This window comes from Corynebacterium sp. HMSC035E02, assembly GCF_001836065.1.
GTDB lineage: Bacteria > Actinomycetota > Actinomycetes > Mycobacteriales > Mycobacteriaceae > Corynebacterium > Corynebacterium hiratae.
The window spans coordinates 1-18,374 of record NZ_KV827343.1; the positions used below are offsets into that span (position 1 = coordinate 1).

At 59.9% G+C, this 18,374-nt stretch carries 15 protein-coding genes; 12 read left to right on the forward strand and 3 right to left on the reverse strand.

Going from position 1 to position 18,374, the window contains the following annotated elements; translation table 11 throughout:
- Window positions 1-150 precede the first annotated feature (150 nt).
- Both HMPREF2635_RS06925 and HMPREF2635_RS06930 read right to left on the reverse strand, forming a co-directional pair.
- The gene (locus HMPREF2635_RS06925) at window positions 151-2,001 is read right to left on the reverse strand and encodes an FAD-binding monooxygenase (protein ID WP_070547165.1); all 1,851 of its coding nucleotides are present in this window, start codon (window positions 1,999-2,001) and stop codon (window positions 151-153) included.
- A gap of 205 nt (window positions 2,002-2,206) precedes the next feature.
- Window positions 2,207-3,571, reverse strand: a complete 1,365-nt coding sequence (locus HMPREF2635_RS06930) for an MFS transporter (RefSeq protein WP_070547164.1) — start codon at window positions 3,569-3,571, stop codon at window positions 2,207-2,209.
- Window positions 3,572-3,693: 122 nt separating this feature from the next.
- On the opposite strand from HMPREF2635_RS06930, the gene HMPREF2635_RS06935 reads away from it, so the two are divergent.
- The 9 genes from HMPREF2635_RS06935 to HMPREF2635_RS06975 all read left to right on the forward strand — a co-directional run bounded on the left by HMPREF2635_RS06935 (window position 3,694) and on the right by HMPREF2635_RS06975 (window position 14,802).
- Window positions 3,694-5,169: a fumarylacetoacetate hydrolase family protein gene (locus HMPREF2635_RS06935; protein WP_046648737.1), complete on the forward strand. Its 1,476-nt coding sequence runs from the start codon at window positions 3,694-3,696 to the stop codon at window positions 5,167-5,169.
- On the forward strand, window positions 5,166-5,828 hold the full coding sequence (locus tag HMPREF2635_RS06940; RefSeq protein ID WP_046648738.1) for a GntR family transcriptional regulator: 663 nt from the start codon (window positions 5,166-5,168) through the stop codon (window positions 5,826-5,828). The genes HMPREF2635_RS06935 and HMPREF2635_RS06940 overlap by 4 nt, the downstream gene beginning before the upstream one ends.
- Before the next feature lie 16 nt (window positions 5,829-5,844).
- Window positions 5,845-7,362, forward strand: coding sequence for a 5-carboxymethyl-2-hydroxymuconate semialdehyde dehydrogenase (gene hpaE, locus HMPREF2635_RS06945; protein ID WP_070547163.1), 1,518 nt, complete (start codon window positions 5,845-5,847; stop codon window positions 7,360-7,362).
- A 53-nt stretch (window positions 7,363-7,415) separates the two neighbouring features.
- Window positions 7,416-8,492 carry a 3,4-dihydroxyphenylacetate 2,3-dioxygenase gene (hpaD, locus tag HMPREF2635_RS06950; RefSeq protein WP_070547162.1) on the forward strand — a complete coding sequence of 359 codons (1,077 nt, stop codon included), beginning with the start codon at window positions 7,416-7,418 and terminating at the stop codon, window positions 8,490-8,492.
- 156 nt (window positions 8,493-8,648) lie between these two features.
- The gene (hpaH, locus tag HMPREF2635_RS06955; RefSeq protein WP_070547161.1) at window positions 8,649-9,434 is read left to right on the forward strand and encodes a 2-oxo-hept-4-ene-1,7-dioate hydratase; all 786 of its coding nucleotides are present in this window, start codon (window positions 8,649-8,651) and stop codon (window positions 9,432-9,434) included.
- Window positions 9,419-10,204, forward strand: coding sequence for an HpcH/HpaI aldolase family protein (locus HMPREF2635_RS06960; protein WP_070547160.1), 786 nt, complete (start codon window positions 9,419-9,421; stop codon window positions 10,202-10,204). The genes hpaH and HMPREF2635_RS06960 overlap by 16 nt, the downstream gene beginning before the upstream one ends.
- A 9-nt stretch (window positions 10,205-10,213) precedes the next feature.
- The gene (locus HMPREF2635_RS06965) at window positions 10,214-11,701 is read left to right on the forward strand and encodes an NAD-dependent succinate-semialdehyde dehydrogenase (protein ID WP_070547159.1); all 1,488 of its coding nucleotides are present in this window, start codon (window positions 10,214-10,216) and stop codon (window positions 11,699-11,701) included.
- Between the two features lie 263 nt (window positions 11,702-11,964).
- On the forward strand, window positions 11,965-13,452 hold the full coding sequence (locus tag HMPREF2635_RS06970) for an APC family permease (RefSeq protein WP_246824858.1): 1,488 nt from the start codon (window positions 11,965-11,967) through the stop codon (window positions 13,450-13,452).
- Window positions 13,453-13,470: 18 nt separating this feature from the next.
- Complete coding sequence (locus HMPREF2635_RS06975; RefSeq protein ID WP_070547157.1) at window positions 13,471-14,802, forward strand: flavin monoamine oxidase family protein; 1,332 nt, start codon at window positions 13,471-13,473, stop codon at window positions 14,800-14,802.
- Here the strand turns inward: HMPREF2635_RS06975 and HMPREF2635_RS06980 are convergent.
- Window positions 14,799-15,719, reverse strand: coding sequence for an AraC-like ligand-binding domain-containing protein (locus HMPREF2635_RS06980; RefSeq protein WP_070547156.1), 921 nt, complete (start codon window positions 15,717-15,719; stop codon window positions 14,799-14,801). The two genes, HMPREF2635_RS06975 and HMPREF2635_RS06980, sit on opposite strands and share 4 nt — an antisense overlap.
- A 151-nt stretch (window positions 15,720-15,870) precedes the next feature.
- On the opposite strand from HMPREF2635_RS06980, the gene HMPREF2635_RS06985 reads away from it, so the two are divergent.
- Genes HMPREF2635_RS06985 through HMPREF2635_RS06995 form a run of 3 tightly spaced genes read left to right on the forward strand, consistent with a single transcriptional unit; the run spans window position 15,871 to window position 18,366 of the window.
- Window positions 15,871-17,280 (forward strand): aldehyde dehydrogenase family protein, encoded by a 1,410-nt coding sequence (locus HMPREF2635_RS06985; RefSeq protein WP_070547155.1) that lies wholly within the window; start codon window positions 15,871-15,873, stop codon window positions 17,278-17,280.
- Window positions 17,281-17,310: 30 nt separating this feature from the next.
- Window positions 17,311-17,574, forward strand: a complete 264-nt coding sequence (locus HMPREF2635_RS06990) for a hypothetical protein (protein WP_070524133.1) — start codon at window positions 17,311-17,313, stop codon at window positions 17,572-17,574.
- 3 nt (window positions 17,575-17,577) lie between these two features.
- The gene (locus tag HMPREF2635_RS06995) at window positions 17,578-18,366 is read left to right on the forward strand and encodes a zeta toxin family protein (RefSeq protein WP_070821472.1); all 789 of its coding nucleotides are present in this window, start codon (window positions 17,578-17,580) and stop codon (window positions 18,364-18,366) included.
- Window positions 18,367-18,374: the final 8 nt, after the last annotated feature.

The window sequence follows — 18,374 nt, forward strand, 5'->3', positions numbered from 1 at the left end:
TCCGTGTCCAAAAAGTCGCTAGACATCACACATCTAGGTTTCTTTTGCTAGGTTTCTTTCTTTCTGTGGGGGCTTAGCGGCGGCATTAAAAGAGGGCCCAGCGTTGTGCTGGGCCCCTTTCAGTTTCAAGCTCCTAGAGCTTGAAACGAACTACTTGAGCTTGATGAGCGCGGAAGAGAAGTAGTCCTCGATGGCAGCTGGGTCATCGAGCGGAAGGACCGCTCCCACGTACTGGTCCGGGCGAACGATGACGACGGCACCGTCGCGAGAAATGCCGCGGGTGTGGAAGATGTCCTTGTCTCCCGGCAGAGCATTGAAAACATTCTCCCAGTTCGGGATAGTGAACTTGCCGTTGCGGGGGCGGAACAGGAGCGGAGCGTCCAGGATCTCGTACTCGTGATGGTTCGTCTGCTGGTAAATAGCCTTCACGTCGAAATAGGTGTTCTCATCGGCACCCTCGGGCGTGAACTTAGCCAGGATGGGGCCCATCTTGTCAGCCCACTCGCTGAGCTTTGAGGTCTCGCCGGCCTTGGGGGCATCAGCGAAGGCGTAGATGCGGTAGCGGCCGTCAGCGGTGTGCTGGTGGCCCAGGTGCTGGGGGTACGCGTCACAGCGGCGCAGAACCTCGTAGGACTTGAAACGCTTGCCTACCGGGAAGCCGACGGCCAACTTCTGGTGCTCGGTGTTGCCGACGATGAGGTTCTCTTCGTACTGCGTCATCATGCCGGCGGCGAACTCCTCTGCGGAGACGTAGTACTTCTCGACTGCCTCGGGATCATCCAGCTCCTCGGTTGGGGTGGCCATGAGGGTCGACCATTCGCGGTCGAAGTTGATGAGGTTCTGCGCGGCTGGCTGGCGCTCGCCGTGGTAGGTGGCCAGGAGTTCCTTCGGCGCGCGGCCATCGAGGACGTGGCCGAGCTTCCACCCGATATTGAAGCCATCCTGCATGGAGACGTTCATGCCCTGGCCGGCCTTGGCGGAGTGGGTGTGGCAGGCATCGCCGGTGAGGAAGACGCGCGGGTCCTCATCGTTGTTGTCGAAGGCATCGACGAGGCGGTGCCCCACCTCGTACACGGAGTGCCAAGCGACCATCTTGACGTCGATGAAGTAGGGCGAGTAGATCTCGTTTGCCTTCTCGATGATCTTCTCAATCGGGGTGGAGCGGACCTTGTGGTTGTCATCCTCGGGCACGACACCAAGGTCGACGTAGATGCGGCAGAGGTAACCGCCCTCACGCGGGATGTGCAGGATTGAGCCGGCCTGCGAGTGGATGGCACACTTGGTGCGCCAGTCCGGGAAGTCGGTATCGACGACAACGTCCATGACGCCCCATGCGTGATTGGTCTGGTCACCCTTGAGCGAGCAGCCAATGGACTTGCGGACGCGGGACTTCGCGCCATCGCAGCCCACGACGTACTTAGCGCGTACGTCGCGCGGGTTGCCGTCGACATCCTCGAGGTGCACCGTCACGGGGTATTCGCCCTCCCCTACCTCAAGGGAGACGAAGTTCCAGCCGTAATCCGGGGTGATTCGGCCGGGTGCTCGGCGTGCGTAGCGGGCGAAGTAGTCCAACACGCGAGCCTGGTTCACAATGAGGTGGGGGAACTCGGAGATTCCGTGTTCGTCGTCAATCGGACGGGCGCCGCGAACAATCTTGGAGCGGTCCTGCGGATCGGGGTTCCAGAAGGACATCTCGGTGATTTCGTAGGCCTCTTCCGTGATTTCCTTGGCAAAGCCGAAGGCCTGGAAGGTTTCTACGGAGCGGGACTGGATGCCGTCGGCCTGGCCCAACTCGAGGCGGTGAGGACGGCGTTCAATGATGCGCGTGTTGACGTCGGGGAACATTGCTAGCTGCGCGGCCGCGATCATGCCGGCCGGGCCGGAGCCGACAATGAGGACGTCCATTTCATCGGGAAGCTCAGAGGCGCGATCGATGCCATACCCGGCGGGCTCGTGCACGCGGGGATCTTCCGAAACGTAGCCGTTGTGGTGGAACTGCACTGTGGACTCCTTAGTCAGCGGGTTGTCGTGGTCGAGAACAAAAGCGAGTGATGGGGGTGGTAGCTACTCCCCCATCGCTCTGTGAGCTTTGCTCGTGGAGGTGGTGACTCAGTTCAAGGCGTCTGGAGGATGTGAGCTGGGTCTTATTTCTAGAATCATATATGATGCGCGTCTCCTGCACAATGATCTGCGCACGGGACGTCGCCTAGCGCGGGCTGAAGATGAAGTGCCCCTGAGATTGCTCGGCCTCGTGCTCTGCGCCAAGTGCGATTCCCTTGCGCTCACGCAGGATGAAGGCGCAGATGAAGCCGACAATCGAGGCGGAGACGAGGTAGCCCGACACCGCGAAGGTGGTGCCGGTAGCCTCCACGAGCGACGCGGCGATCATGGGGGCGAAGGCGCCGCCCAACACCGAGCCAAGCGCATAAGTGATGGACACGCCGGTAGCGCGAATGGAGGCGGGGAAGAGCTCGGCGTACATCGCGGACTGTGCCCCATAGGTCAGGCCCAGGCCGACGGTCAGGAAAATAAGTGCGCCGTAGAGAAGCCCCAGACTACCGGTGTTGACCAGCGGGAAAAGGGCGGCAGCGCCGATTCCCTGCAGGATGAATCCGATGAGGTAGGTGTTTCGGCGGCCGATGTAATCGGAGATGTATCCCGCGAACAACGTCATCAATGCCCACGTGACCGCAGAGACGGTCACGGCGTTGAGGACGTCACCGCGGTCGAGGGCAACGAGGCCGTCGGGATCGGTGGCGTAGCGCTGAATATAGCCGCCCGTGGTCATGTACCCGACGGTGCCGTTACCTGCAAAAACGAGGGCCGCGACCAGGACCAGCGGGGTGAAATTCTTGAAGAGCTTGCCAATGGGGTTGGTGGCCTCTTCCTCCTCGCGCTCTGCAATCTCTTCGAAGACTGGGGACTCGTCGACGCCCATGCGGATGAGGTAGCCCACCAGGATGAGAACGAAGGAGAGCAGGAAAGGTACGCGCCAGCCCCAGCTCATGAAGGCGTCGCCAGGCGCGATGGTGTTCATGATGGAGAGCACGCCGGAAGAAAGCAGCAGACCGGCAGGAACGCCGATCTGGGGGCCTGCGCCGTAGAGGCCGCGCTTGTCATTCGGCGCGTGTTCCACAGCCATGAGCACGGCGGATCCCCACTCGCCACCTGCGGAGATGCCCTGGATAATGCGCAGGGTGATGAGAAGGATCGGCGCCCAGATTCCAGCGGTCTCGTAGGTGGGCAGAAGGCCGATGAGGGTGGTCGCACCGCCCATGGCGATGAGCGTGACCATGAGAACCACGCGGCGGCCAAGACGGTCGGCAAAGTGTCCTGCCAGAAACGCGCCGACCGGGCGGAACAGGAAGGACAATCCCACGGTCAGGAAGGAAATGATGGTGGCTAGGCCACCCTCGAGCGGGCCGAACATGAGCTGGTTGAACACGAGTCCGGCCACTGCGGCATAGAGGAAGTAGTCGTACCACTCGATGGCGGTACCGATGGTAGTCGCGGCGACGACGCGGCGGCGTTCGGCCGTCGAAATTGCCGGCGTGACAGATGTGTGCGACATTCTGGTTCCTTTCGGCATGCGGTGTGCCATATATGGAAATGCGTGTGAGTTGAACCACTTGCGGTGGTGGTAGGGATAATATACGATCTGGGCAAGGATTTGTTCACAATTAAGGATTCTTCATGGCTGTACCTGAGTTCTTGCCGGTTAAACCGGGCAAAATGATCGCTGTCCATGTGGCTTTCGAGTCCCGCGCAGCTCAGCGCGGTCGCTGGCCCAAGACCCCGAGCTACTTCCTCAAGGCGACCAGCACGCTGGCTGAATCGGGCGGGGTTGTTGAACGCCCCGAGGGAACGGAGCTGCTGGCTTTCGAGGGAGAAATCGCGCTCATCATCGGAACCCCGGCCCGCAACGTATCGCTTGAGGATGCGTGGAAGCACGTCGCCTACGTGACGGCTTCGAACGACATCGGCCTGTATGACTACAAGGTGCAGGATAAAGGCTCCAACACCCGCTCCAAGTCCCGTGACGGGTACACCCCCATTGGGCCGGAGCTTATCGACGCCCAAGGGATCGACCCGAAGGGACTGCGCCTGCGCACCTGGGTCAATGGCGAGGTTGTTCAGGAGGGAACCTCTTCTGATGAGGATCTCATCTTCCCGCTCGCCCAGTTTGTGGCCGACCTGTCCCAGCACATGACGCTGGAGACCGGTGACATCATCCTCACCGGCACCCCGGCGGGTTCCTCCGTTATCGAGCCGGGGGATGTCGTTGAGGTCGAGGTTGACGTGCCGGGTGGCGTGAGCTCCGGCAGGTTGAAGACCACCGTGAAGGAAGTCCCCGCTTCCTTCGATCCACAGCTGGGCAACCTGCCCTACGTGGACGATAAGCAGCGCGAGGACGCCTACGGTGACCGCGAATCCGCCGGCCTTCCCCCCAAGGATGAGGGCGGGCTCGACCCAGAGCTCAAGGCAGCATTGGAGAAGGCACCGACCGCCGGCCTGTCCGCCCAGCTGCGACAGCGCGGAATCAACCAATCCGTGATCGAAGGCGTCTACCCGCAGGCCAAGGGAACCAAGATGGTGGGTGTTGCCCGCACGCTGCGCTTTGTGGCTGGCCGTGAGGATCTGTTTAAGTCTCATGGCGGTGGACTCAACGAGCAGAAGAAGGTCTTCGACACCGTCAAGGAAGGCGAGGTCATCGTTATTGAGGCCCGCCAGGAATCCGGCTCCGGAACGCTCGGCGACATCCTGGCGCTCCGCGCGAAGGTCCGCGGTGCCGCAGGCGTCGTGACCGACGGCGGCGTGCGTGACTACGAGGCCGTTAAGGAGATTGGTCTGCCCGTCTTCACGCAGGGCGCACACCCGTGCGTTCTCGGCCGTAAGCATGTCCCGTGGGATAGCGATATCGCTGTTTCCTGCGGAAACGCCACCGTCCTCCCAGGTGACATCATCGTTGGTGATGATGACGGCGTCGTGGTCATCCCCCGCGATATCGCAGCCGAAGTCGCCGAAGGTGCCCTCGCCAAGGAGCACGAGGACGAATGGGTCGCTTCCCAGGTGGAGGAAGGCGCCAGCTTGGATGGGCTCTTCCCGCCGACCGGAGCGAACAAGGAAGCCTACATCGCTTTCCGTGATGGAAAGGCAGGTGGTCAATGACGCAAACCGCAGCACCAGCCGGGGAAAGTAAATCCCAACAAGCCTATAACTGGATAAGTGAAAGGATTCGGACTCGCGACTATGAGCCCGGGTATCGCCTCGTGTTGGCAACAATCGCGGATGAACTGGGGATCAGCGTAGTTCCCGTCCGTGAGGCTATTCGGCAACTCGAAGCGGAAGGGATGGTCACCTACGAACGCAACGTCGGTGCCAGCGTGACCACCTACAATCGCGAGGCCTACTACGAATCCATGGACATCGTGGCCACCGTGGAAGCCAATGCCACGGCCCAATCCGCCCCGTATCTCAACGCGGAGGATATTGCCCGGGCGCGGGAGATCAACCAGCGCATGCGGGAGCTCGATATCCACCACGATCCAGAAGAATTTACCCAGCTCAACAAAGAATTTCATAGCGTTCTCTTCTCCAAGTGCCCGAACGAGAGGTTGAAGGACTTGGTGGTGGACCAATGGAAGCAATTGGAATACCACCGCGTCTCGACCTTCCGCTACGTGCCGGAGAGAGCCCAAGAGTCAACGCGCGAGCACGAGCAATTGGTCAGCCTCATTGAGGCTGGCGCGGAACCCGCCTACATAGAAAAAGTGGCCAGGCAACACCGACTGGCCACCCTCAACACCTATCGCAAGAAAAACGATTAAGGAGTTCACAGTACTCATGGCTATCAACAACGATGCTGCTAAGCCCACCGACCTTCCAGAGAAGATTCTTCACTACATCAACGGCGAGTTTGTCCCGTCGATTGACGGAGATGAATTCGAGGTCCTCGACCCGGTAACCAATAAGGCCTACATCAAGGCCGCTTCTGGCAAGCCGGAAGACATTGACAAGGCTGTTGCTGCCGCGAAGGACGCTTTCGAGAACGGCCCGTGGTCCAAGGCCCTGCCGCGCGAGCGCGCCCGCGTCCTCAACAAGATCGCGGACATCGTCGAAAGCCGCGCAGACAAGCTCGCTGCTTGGGAATCCTTCGACTCCGGCTTGCCGATCACCCAGGCCAACGGTCAGGCCAAGCGCGCTGCGGAGAACTTCCGCTTCTTCGCTGACCTGATTGTCGCCCAGGCTGACGACGCCTACAAGGTACCGGGCCGCCAGATCAACTACGTCAACCGTAAGCCGATTGGCGTGGCGGGCCTGATTACCCCGTGGAACACCCCGTTCATGCTGGAGTCCTGGAAGCTCGCCCCGGCCATCGCCACCGGTAACTCCGTCGTCCTCAAGCCGGCTGAGTTCACTCCCCTCTCCGCACAGCTGTGGGCAGGCATCTTCGAGGAGGCCGGCCTCCCGAAGGGCGTCTTTAACCTGGTCAACGGCTTCGGCGAGGAAGGCTACGCCGGCGACCCGCTGGTTAAGCACCCGGACGTCCCGCTGATCTCTTTCACCGGTGAATCCCGCACCGGCCAGATCATTTTCGGCAACGCAGCCCCGCACCTCAAGGGCCTGTCGATGGAGCTGGGCGGCAAGTCCCCGGCCATCGTCTTCAGCGACGCCGACCTGGAGACAGCTATTGACGCCTGCATCTTCGGCGTCTTCTCCCTCAACGGTGAGCGCTGCACCGCCGGCTCCCGCATCCTGGTTCAGCGCGATATCTACGATGAGTTCGTGGAGCGCTACGCCGCCCAGGCTAAGCGCGTGAAGGTGGGCCTGCCCTCCGATCCGACCACCGAGGTCGGCGCCCTGGTGCACCCGGAGCACTACGAGAAGGTCACCTCCTACATCGAGATCGGCAAGCAGGAGGCCACCCTGGCCGCCGGCGGCGAGCGTCCGGAAGGCTTCCCGGAAGGCAACTTTGTTCAGCCGACCGTCTTCGTTGACGTCAAGCCGGACGCACGAATCTTCCAGGAAGAAATCTTCGGCCCCGTCGTTGCTATCACCCCGTTCGATACCGACGAAGAGGCACTCGAGCTGGCGAACAACACGAAGTATGGTCTTGCCGCCTATGTGTGGACCTCGGATCTGAAGCGTGCCCACAACTTTGCCCAGAACGTTGAGGCCGGCATGGTGTGGCTCAACTCCAACAATGTCCGCGACCTGCGCACCCCCTTCGGCGGCGTGAAGGCTTCCGGCCTGGGCCACGAGGGCGGCTACCGCTCGATCGACTTCTACACCGATCAGCAGGCCGTCCACATCAACCTGGACAAGGTGCACAACCCGGTCTTTGGCAAGCAGGACCAGTAACGTCTACACGCCCCCTTCACTCCCCCATTACTAATTCACACTAAGGAGCCATCATGGCTGACATTCAGGCCCCCGACATTCTGCGTTGCGCCTACATGGAGATCATCGTTACCGATCTCGCTGCATCCCGTAAGTTCTACGTTGACACCCTCGGTCTCGTCGTGACCGAAGAAAACGAGAACGAAATCTACCTGCGCACCTACGAAGAGTTCATCCACCATAACCTCGTGCTGCGTCAGGGCCCCGTTGCTGCCGTCGCTGCATTCTCCTTCCGCGTTCGTTCGCCGGAGGACCTGGACCTCGCCGAGGAGTTCTACAAGGCACGTGGCTGCGAGGTCCGCCGTAACAAGGATGGCTTCGTCAAGGGCATCGGTGACTCCGTGCGTGTTCAGGACCCGCTGGGATTCCCGTACGAGTTCTTCTACGAGGTTGAGCACCGTGAGCGTCTGGCCTGGGCATACGACGCCCACATCCCTGGTGCGCTCGTTCGCCTCGATCACTTCAACCAGATCACCCCGGATGTCCCTGCCGCCGTGCAGTACATGGAGGAGCTCGGATTCCGCACCACAGAGGACATTCGCGATGAGGAAGGAACCGTTTACGCTGCATGGATGCGCCGTAAGCCGACGGTGCACGACACCGCCATGACCGGTGGCGATGGCCCGCGTATGCACCACATCGCCTTCGCTACCCACGAGAAGCACAACATCATCGCGATTTGTGACAAGCTGGGTGCGCTGCGCGAATCCGACCGTATTGAGCGCGGCCCGGGCCGCCACGGTGTTTCCAATGCGTACTACCTGTACCTGCGTGACCCGGACGGCCACCGCGTAGAGATCTACACCCAGGACTACTACACCGGCGACCCGGATAACCCGGTCGTGACCTGGGATGTTCACGATAACCAGCGTCGTGACTGGTGGGGAACCCCGGTTGTTCCGTCCTGGTACCGCGATGGCTCCACCGTCCTCGACCTGGATGGCAACCCGGTGCCGCTGGTCGCTCGCGAGGATGAGTCCGAGCTCGAGGCCACCATTGGTGCGGACGGCTTCTCCTACACCCGTAAGGAAGACTCGGAGGAGATGCCGGAGTGGAAGCAGGGCGAGTACAAGCTGGGTAACCAGCTCTAAAACGGCCTAAGCACTCAGGTTGATTAACGTGGTCCCGCGGCGTCGATAATGCGCACATAACGCGGGGCCGCGTTGTCGTTTCACGTGAAACCGCAACGTTTAACAACCATTACAACACCACAGTCACGTTCAATAACACAGTAAGGAGCGAAGAACATGCTGGATGAGAAACAGCACATCGCTATTGCAGATGAACTGGCGCAAGCCGAAAAGGACCGTTCAATGGTCCCGCTGCTGACCGCCCGTTTCCCGGAGATGAGCATTGAGGACTCCTACGCGGTGCAGCGCGAGTGGGTGCGCCGCGGCATCGAAGACGGGCGCCGTCTCGTCGGCCGTAAGATTGGCCTGACCTCCAAGGTTATGCAGGAGGCCACGGGAATCACCGAGCCAGACTACGGCGCAATCTTTGAAGACCAGGTTTATGAGAACGGCTCCACTATCGAGCACGCGCAGTTCTCCAACGTCCGCATCGAGGTTGAGCTGGCCTTCGTGCTCAAGGAGGAGCTAAAGGGGCCGAATTGCAGCATCTTCGACGTGCTGCGCGCTACTGAGTATGTTGTCCCTGCTCTGGAGATCCTCTCCTCCCGCATCGAGATGGAGGGACGCACCATTGTCGACACCATTTCGGATAACGCAGCCCTCGGCGCCATGATCTACGGCGGCAACCCGGTGGAACCCGCGGACGTCGACCTGCGCTGGGTGTCCGCGCTGCTCTACCGCAACGAGTCCATCGAAGATACGGGTGTGGCGGCGGCCGTGCTGAACCACCCGGCAATGGGCGTGGCCTGGCTTGCCAACAAGCTTCACGCGCACGGCGATAGCCTTGCCGCCGGCGACATCATCCTGGCCGGTTCCTTCACCAAGCCCATGTGGGTTGAACCGGGCGATACCGTCCATGCAGACTATGGAAAGTTGGGGTCCATCACATGCCGATTCCAGTAAAGCTGCCGCCCACTTTCGCGGACGTCCTAGAAAAGGCCGAGCAGCCGCTCGTTGGCGCCTGGATCTGTTCCGGCTCGGAGGCTGCAGCGGAGATCATCGCCTCGGCTGGCTTTAGCTGGACGCTGATCGACGGCGAGCACTCGCCCTATGGCCTCGAAACCATCCTCTCTCTGCTGCGGGCTACCGACGCCTACGGCTTGACGCGCGTGGTCCGCGTGCCAGTAAACAACACGGCACTCATCAAACAGTACCTTGACCTGGGTGTACAAAACTTGATGGTGCCCATGATTGATACCGCCGAGGAAGCCGAGGCGGCCGTAGCAGCCATGCACTACCCTCCCCGCGGCGTGCGCGGCGTGGGCTCGGCGCTGGCCCGCTCCTCACGCTGGAACGGCGTGGAGAACTACCTCGCCAATGCCTCAGATACGGTGAGCCTCACGGTGCAGATTGAGTCTGCGACCGCGGTAGAGAACGTGGAAGAAATCGTGGCTCTTGACGGGGTGGACAATATCTTCGTCGGTCCCTCGGACCTGGCGGCCTCCATGGGGCTGTTGGGCCAGCAGACCCATCCGGATGTGATCGAGGCGGTTAATCACACATTTGAAGCCGTGCGCGCTTCCGGAAAGAAGGTAGGCGTCAACGCTTTCAACCTTGAACAGGCCCAGAAATACATAGCTTCCGGTGCATCATTTGCCCTGGTTGGGGCGGATGTTCAACTTCTTTCGGGTGCGGCACGCCAACTGGCAGACAAATTCCATTTGGGAGGGTAAAAAAGAACCATGAGTGAAAACAACAAGGTCAATATTGACGAGCTGCTGGCCAAGGTTCCGACTGGCTTGCTGATTAACGGTGAGTGGGTAGACGCCTCCGATGGCTCCACTTTCGATGTGGAAAACCCGGCGACCGGTGACGTCATCGCCACCCTTGCTTCCGCTACTTCTGAGGATGCGAAGAAGGCTTTGGACGCCGCCTGCGCCGTGCAGGACGAGTGGGCACGCACGTCCACCCGCGAGCGTTCTAACCTGCTACGCCGTGCTTTTGACCTGGTGCAGGAGCGCAAGGACGAGTTCGCCGCGCTGATGACCCTGGAGATGGGCAAGCCGCTGGCGGAGTCCTACGGTGAGGTTACTTATGGCGCTGAGTACCTGCGTTGGTTCAGCGAGGAGGCCGTTCGTGACTACGGCCGTACCCTGCCGGCGCCGGAGGGCACCCTGCGCATGGTGACCCGTCGTAAGCCGGTGGGTCCGTGCTTGCTCATTACTCCGTGGAACTTCCCGCTGGCCATGGCTACCCGCAAGATTGCCCCAGCCATCGCCGCTGGCTGCACCATGGTGGTCAAGCCGGCCAAGCTCACGCCGCTGACTACTCAGTACTTCGCACAGACCATGATTGATGCCGGCGTTCCGGCAGGCGTGGTCAACGTGGTTTCCGGTAAGTCTGCATCTGCCATCTCCGAGCCGATCATGGCGGATTCTCGCCTGCGCAAGGTTTCCTTCACCGGCTCTACCCCGGTGGGCAAGACTCTGCTCAAGGCAGCTGCCGACAACGTCCTGCGCACCTCGATGGAGCTGGGCGGCAACGCTCCGTTCATCGTCTTTGAGGACGCCGACATTGACCAGGCCGTCGAGGGCGCAATGGGCGCCAAGATGCGCAACATCGGTGAGGCTTGCACCGCCGCTAACCGCTTCATCGTCCACGAGTCCGTCGCTGAGGAGTTCGCGGAGAAGTTCGCCAAGCGCATCGGTGAGCTCAAGGTGGGCAACGGCCTCGATGAGGGCGTTACTTGTGGTCCGCTCGTGGAGCAGAAGGCGCTGGATAACATCACCGCGCTTGTCGACGACGCCGTGGAGAAAGGCGCCAAGGCCATCGTCGGCGGCAAGCCGGGTGAGGGCAAGGGCTACTTCTACGCCCCGACCGTTCTGACCAACGTTCCTCGTGATGCCCGCGTGGCACAGGAGGAGATCTTCGGCCCGATTGCTCCGATCCTGACCTTCTCTGATGAGAAGGAAGCAATTGAGATTGCTAACGACACCGAGTACGGATTGGCCTCCTACGTGTTCACCGAGGATTCCGATCGCATGTGGCGCATCGGTGATGGCCTCGAGTTCGGACTCATGGGCTTCAACGCTGGTGTCATCTCCAACGCCGCTGCCCCATTTGGTGGCGTGAAGCAGTCCGGCATGGGCCGCGAGGGCGGCGCTGAGGGCCTGGACGAGTACACCTCGCTGCAGTACATCGCTATGCGTGACCCGTACGCGAATGCATAAATAGTGCATTAAATCCGCTGATAATGATGCTGGCATCTCCTTTGTGGGAGGTGCCAGCATTGTCTTTTGCGCATAGTATTCGCGCTGGTGTGGTGTGACAGCACTCATAGACAAATCGTGATCACGCACAAACAACAATAACTCTGTGCGACGGGACACAATTACTAACTACACACCGAGATGCGTTGGGCTCGCTCCAAGGCATTTCGGGCCGACATAGTTAGTAAGGAGGAGTTGGCGTGGACACATCGACGCAGTCACCAGTGCTACCCGCTCGAAACGTACAGCCCGGGCACCGGGCTCCCAACGACCAAGAGGGCGGCCTGGGCGCCGGGCGCCTAGGGACAACGTCGCTAGTCTTTATGATTATTGCGGCGTCCGCCCCCCTTACTGTGCTCGCGGGAGGCGTACCGACCAACTTTGCGGTATCTGGATTGTTGGGGGTCCCTTGGAGCTACTTAGTGCTCGGGATCATCCTCGTGTTCTTTGCAGTCGGGTACGGAATTATGAGTTCGAAGATTCAGAACTCAGGAGCCTTCTATGCCTATGTGTCTGAGGGGCTGGGCAACCGTCAAGGAATCGCAGCGGCGATTCTAGCGCTGGTTTCTTATAACATGATGCAGGTTGGCCTGTACGGAATCTTCGGTTTCTCCCTCGCCAATCTGATCAATGGTTGGTTCGGCACGAGCATTTCGTGGTGGATGGCCGCCTTGGTTGGCTGGGTCTTGGTAGCAGTCATGGGAGTCAGCAACGTCGACTTCTCGGCCAAGGTCTTGGGAGTTTTGGTAGCGCTTGAATTCCTCGTCGTTGCCGGTGTTTCTATGTTGTCGCTAGGCGTTGCTCCCGAGGGAATCACCGCGGAGACGATGCGTCCAGGCCAGTTCTTCACTAACGGCATTGGCGTGCTTCTTGCTTTCGGAATCGCGGCCTTCATGGGCTTCGAGTCTGGTGCGATCTACTCGGAAGAAGCGCGAAATCCGGAGCGGACGGTTCCAAAGGCCACGTATATCGCTGTTGGAACTATTGCCCTTTTCTACGCCTTTTCGGCATGGGCATTTGCTCAGGGAGTGGGGCCGTCCGTCGTCATCGACAAGGCAACTGAGCTTGGTCCCGACCTAGTCTTCGTGTGGTTGGGCGACTATTCAGTGTTTGCTGCCAACATAGCGAACTGCTTGTTTGTAACCTCGCTTATTGCTGCTCTCGTGGCGTTCCATAACGCCGCAGCGCGATACTTTTTCTCCCTCGGGCGCTCACGCGTTCTTCCTAAGAAGTTCGCTACAGCATCTGCTAAAGGCGCGCCTATAGCTGGGTCTCTTACCCAGACAACACTTGCAGTCGTTGTAGTAGCTGGCTTCGCAGTGGCTGGAAATGGGAGTGAAATGGGCGAGCTGTTCCCAGTTCTTACTCTCTTTACGTGGCTTACTAACGCGGCGGCATTTGGCTTGGTCTTCCTGCTTGCGGTGGTCAGCGTGTCCATCATGGTTTGGCTGAACAAGGAAGAGAAAGGCTACAGCCTCTTTACAAGGGTTATGGCACCGCTCGTCTCGGCTTGCGGACTCTCAGCTGTCTTCGTACTGGTGCTGATGAATTTCCCGCTCATGATTGGCGACACCGGCCCGGATGCCCTCGTGTGGGTAATGCCGGGAATCATCATCGCATCCGGAATCCTTGGCCTTGTCTGGGGCGAATACTTGAAACATAAGAAGCCGCATATCTACGCAGGTCTTCAAGACAATCTTGACCAAATCTAAAACTTGAGGAAGGCAATCATGGAAAAGAAGAGTGTAATCGTCGTTGGTGCAGGATTCGCAGGTCTAACGGCAGCGCGCGAGTTGCAAACCGCTGGAATTGACTATCACATCGTGGAAGCACGCGACCGCATTGGTGGCCGTGCGTGGACGGATGACAGGCTCGGACGTCCGTTGGAGATCGGTGCAACCTGGGTGCACTGGCATCAGCCGCATGTCTGGTCCGAAATCACTCGTTATGGCCAGGATATTATCGCTTCGCCCGTTGTAGACACCGCCTACTGGTATGCCGGCGGAGAGCTGAAGTCTGGCACGGAGGCAGAAATGGATGCCAAATTGGCTCGGCCAATGGAGAAGATATTCGAGAATTCTCGCGAATTCTTCCCAGAGCCGCACAAGCCGCTGCTTGTGCTGGATGAGAAATTCGGTGCATCCCAAGAGCTAAAGGATGCTTTCCTCGCTGCAGATCAGGCTGGAGTTCTCGACGCATTAGAAGACGGTGACTTCACACAAGAAGAAAAGGACTTGTGCAATGCTTACTGGTCGGCCGGGTACATCGGGTACCCAGAACAGGGCTCCTCTTTGATGGCCAAGCAGTGGGCAGCCTTGTGCGATCACCGTCTTTCCTTGGTGGATGAGCAAACGCTGCGATACAAGCTCGTCAATGGCATGCGGGGTATCTACGGCAACATTGCAAAAGATCTGACCGGAGAAATTCGTTTAAACACTGCGGTGACGGCGATTGAGCATGGAGAAGACTCAGCCACCGTTACATATGCGGACGGTACTTCCGAAACGGCAGACGCGGTGATTGTCACGGTTCCGGTCGGTGCGTTGGGGAACATTACGTTTACGCCAGGGCTGCCCGAGGGCGCGCAGAAGACTGTCGAGCAGAAATGGAACTCAACTGGTTTCAAGGCGTGGATCAAGATCAAGGGGCACCACAATATTTTCGGCTACGCGCCTCAGCCGGCCGTTGTGTCTGTGCTGCGTTCGGAGTACTTCGAAGATGACGACACGACCATTTGTGTCGCCTTCGGCTCCGATCACGAGAAGATTGATCTGGAAAGCATTGAGGATGCCCAAAAGGTCGTTGACCAGTGGCGCCCAGATCTTGAGGTTGTTGGTGTCACCGGTCATGACTGGGTAGCCGACGAGTACTCCGGCCAGGCCTGGGCCACACTGCGGCGAGGCCAGTTCACGGAGGGGTGGCACCACTTCCGCACTTCCACTTCCTCGTTGCACTTCGCAGGAGCCGATTGGGCTTCCGGTTGGCGTGGAGTGGTTGTTGATGGAGCCATCGAAACCGGAATCTCCACCGCACGCGAGGTCATCAATAAGCTGCGTGGTTAGTCGCTGGCCGCCGCTCGGTACGCACTCGGCGACTTGTGGAACTCCGCCTTGAAGATGCGTGAGAGGTGCGAGGGATCGTGCAGGCCATAGCGGGCGCTGATGTGGCTGATTGATTCCCCGGAGTGCCGCGGGTCGACGAGTTCTCTGCGGATGTGCTCTAGGCGCCTCGTTCTGATGTAGCTGCCTACAGAGAGGCCCTGTTCGGAGAACTTGGCGTGGAGGTGGCGCACTGATACGAAGAGTGCTTGGGCGATGGTGCTGGGGCCTAGGTCCGGGTCGCCCAAGTGCTTCTCGATGTAGGCGGTGGCCTGGTTGAACAGAAGTGTGCCTGCAGAGGGTTCGTCGGCGACGTCGGAGGCCAAGACTGACACCAGCATGGTCAGCGCCGAGCGGACTAGGGCCGTGGCATGCGGGCCCTTCAATAGGTCCAGGTTCTTGGCAAGCTGTTCAAAGAGGGGCACGGCCACCGCGCCGAGGCCGTGTGAGCGTGAGATCGGATTCGCGGTGAGGCGTTGGATCTGCGCGGGTGAGATGTCGAGGAAGCTCTGCGGGAAGTGAACAATGAGGGTGTTTTGTTCCTTCGGATAGCGCAGGGTGTAGGGCCGCTGGGTGACGTATAGCGCTAGGTCCCCTGGGCGAAGCTCGCAGGTTCGCCCGTCCTGGCTCATGGTTGAGGAGCCTGTGATCTGCAGACTGAGCTTGCAAAAAGGGACTTCGTCGGTGGAAACCTTGTATCGGTTCACGGTGTGCGGGGAGGTGTGCATATCGAAGAGGGATATGTCCCCCACCTTCGTTGAGCGCAGCGTGGCGTGAAAGGAAGAGGGGTCTTCGGCGTCCACGTCGAGTTGTCCAAAAGAATCGGATGACGCGGTGCGCCACGACGCGATATCGAAATGTTCAACGGCGGAGGAAGACATAACTGGAATCATATCGTGAGAACTGGCACATTTTTGGACAAATTGTGTGCACGCAGAGTCAAGACGACATGTGTGGTGCAGGTAACATCCTAAACAAAAGTATCTTTTGGGCTTTGCTCGCGGGGCCCTCGACTTCCTTGAAGGAGATCTCATGACTCAGTTCGCTACGTACGCTGATCTGCTCAACGCCATCACGGACGAGAATGGACGCGACATCCTCAACCCCGCCACAGGTGAGGTCGTTGGCCGCGCCCCAGAAAACACCGTAGAGGACCTCAACGCTGCAGTTGAGACCGCACGCGCGGCACAAAAGGACTTTGCCAAGCTGAGCGACGAAGAGCGCTGCGAGCTGCTCACCAAGGCCGCCGCCGCCATCGACGCCAACGCTGAAGCCCTCGTTGAGCTTCTCTCCCGTGAGCAGGGTAAGCCGCTCAACGGCCCGAACGCCCGCTTCGAGGTCGGCGCCTGCTCTGCGTGGCTGAATGCTACCGCCTCCTTCGAGCACCCCAACTACACGGCCGTTGATGATGACATCACCGCCACCGTTAACTACCGCCCACTCGGCGTCGTTGGAGCTATTGGCCCGTGGAACTGGCCGATGATGATCACCATCTGGCAGATTGCGCCGGCGCTGCGTATGGGTAACGCGGTCGTCGTCAAGCCCTCCGAGTACACCCCGCTTTCCGTACTGGGCCTGCTCAAGGTCGTGAACTCCGTGCTTCCGGAGGGTGTTCTCCAGGTCGTCAGCGGTGCCGGTGAGGTTGGTGCGGCGCTGACGACCCACGAGGGCGTCGACAAGATCATGTTCACCGGTTCCACCGCCACCGGCAAGAAGATCGTGGAGGCCAGCGCCGACAACCTCACCCGCCTCACGCTGGAGCTCGGCGGCAACGATGCCGGCATCGTGCTGGACGACGCCGACCCGAAGGAGATCGCCGGCGATCTCTTCTGGGGTGCATTCATCAACACCGGCCAGACCTGTGCGGCGATGAAGCGCGTGTATGTGCCGGAGTCGCTGTACGACGCCGTCTGCGACGCCCTCGTCGAGGTGGCCAAGGCCTCCCCGATGGGCGTGGGCTTGGAAGAGGAGAACGTGCTCGGTCCGCTGCAGAACAAGCAGCAGTTCGACATCGTGGACAAGCTCGTCACCGCCGCCAAGGATTCCGGCGCCCGCGTGCTGCTGGGTGGAGACCCGGACTACGACGCGCCGGGCTACTTCTACCCCACCACCCTGGTGGCGGACATCGACCCGGATAACGCGTTGGTCGTCGAGGAGCAGTTCGGCCCGGCACTGCCGATTGTGAAGTACACAGACCTGGATTGGGCCATCGAGCAGGCCAACAAGCTTGACGTGGGCTTGGGCTCTTCCGTGTGGTCCTCCAACCGCGAGCGTGCACTGGACGTTGCTGCGCAGCTGGAGGCTGGCACCACCTGGATCAACAGCCACGGTGCTGTGGATCCGCGCGTGCCGTTCGGCGGCATCAAGTCCTCCGGCTACGGTGTGGAGTTCGGTACCGAGGGCCTCAAGGGCCTGGCCTACCCGCAGATCATCAACGGCTAAAACCGCCATGGTGCTGCTATTCTTAGCGCCATGAGCACCGCCAAAGTCCCGGAGATCGAGTACGCAGCCTTCGACGCCATGAAGGAGGTTGCGTCCTCGCTGAAAGCTGCCTACCTCACTCGGGCTGCTGAAGCAGGCAACGATGTTGAATCACAATGGTGGATTCGTCAGAATTGGCTGGTAGAGGACATAGTCAGTGGTGTTGATTCAACCGACATTGAAGCCATCCGCGCCGCTGCGGCTCTCTTTGCGCAGCGGCTTGAAGCCCTCTCCTCCGAGCACAAAGCGGCATAGCTTATGCTTTCCGCCGCTGATTTCCCCGTTGATCCACAAGTTATGGAGCAACGGCTAAAGACTCTGCAAGCCAGCTATTTTGGTCGGTCGAATGCTCATGGTCCGGCTGTTCCAGAGGTCATTTATGTGGCGGGGCAGCCAGCGTCAGGCAAATCAACGGCTATTGAATCTGTAAAGAATGGTCACGCGGTCCTTGATTCCGATGAGGTTCGGAAGCTGCACCCCGCCCTCGACGAGATCATGGAGCGCGACCCCCTGCGCATGGACGTGCTCACCAATGGACCGGTGCCCTATTGGATGTCCTCGCTGATTGAATATGGTCGGCAGCACGGGCACTCTCTCATCATTGAGAACACGCTGTCCAACCCGGAATTCATCGCAGGAGAGATAGCCAAGTTTCGCTCCGCGGGTTTCCGCGTGAGGGTCGTGGGCTTGGCGGTGGCGCAGGAGGTCTCCAGGCTCGGTGTCGTCCAGCGCTACCTGGAGGCGCAGCGCGTGAGCCGCTACCCGCGTTGGACCAATGAGGTTTCCCACACGTCGGGTTTTAAAGCCATCGTCCCAGGACTTCAAGCGATTGCCCCGCTTGTCGACGACCTCGAGATCCGTAGCCGCGATGGCCGCACTTTGAGCGGCATCGAGGATATTGAGGCTGAGCGCGCAACCTGGTTCGACTCCCCCGCTGTTCGGGCCGACTGGCTGGCCCGTTTCGACAGCTGTGACTTGAGTGGGCTTGAAGCTGAGAAGCTCACGCAAAACCTCGTGGCTGATGCAGAGCTTATCCGCAAGCTTTAAGGCTGTGC

Coding starts and splice junctions, on each gene's coding strand:
- HMPREF2635_RS06930 (WP_070547164.1), bottom strand. CDS start 3,571: ATGTCGCACACATCTGTCACGCCGGCAATTTCGACGGCCGAACGCCGC.
- HMPREF2635_RS06935 (WP_046648737.1), top strand. CDS start 3,694: ATGGCTGTACCTGAGTTCTTGCCGGTTAAACCGGGCAAAATGATCGCT.
- HMPREF2635_RS06940 (WP_046648738.1), top strand. CDS start 5,166: ATGACGCAAACCGCAGCACCAGCCGGGGAAAGTAAATCCCAACAAGCC.
- hpaE (WP_070547163.1), top strand. CDS start 5,845: ATGGCTATCAACAACGATGCTGCTAAGCCCACCGACCTTCCAGAGAAG.
- hpaD (WP_070547162.1), top strand. CDS start 7,416: ATGGCTGACATTCAGGCCCCCGACATTCTGCGTTGCGCCTACATGGAG.
- hpaH (WP_070547161.1), top strand. CDS start 8,649: ATGCTGGATGAGAAACAGCACATCGCTATTGCAGATGAACTGGCGCAA.
- HMPREF2635_RS06960 (WP_070547160.1), top strand. CDS start 9,419: ATGCCGATTCCAGTAAAGCTGCCGCCCACTTTCGCGGACGTCCTAGAA.
- HMPREF2635_RS06965 (WP_070547159.1), top strand. CDS start 10,214: ATGAGTGAAAACAACAAGGTCAATATTGACGAGCTGCTGGCCAAGGTT.
- HMPREF2635_RS06975 (WP_070547157.1), top strand. CDS start 13,471: ATGGAAAAGAAGAGTGTAATCGTCGTTGGTGCAGGATTCGCAGGTCTA.
- HMPREF2635_RS06980 (WP_070547156.1), bottom strand. CDS start 15,719: ATGTCTTCCTCCGCCGTTGAACATTTCGATATCGCGTCGTGGCGCACC.
- HMPREF2635_RS06985 (WP_070547155.1), top strand. CDS start 15,871: ATGACTCAGTTCGCTACGTACGCTGATCTGCTCAACGCCATCACGGAC.
- HMPREF2635_RS06990 (WP_070524133.1), top strand. CDS start 17,311: ATGAGCACCGCCAAAGTCCCGGAGATCGAGTACGCAGCCTTCGACGCC.
- HMPREF2635_RS06995 (WP_070821472.1), top strand. CDS start 17,578: ATGCTTTCCGCCGCTGATTTCCCCGTTGATCCACAAGTTATGGAGCAA.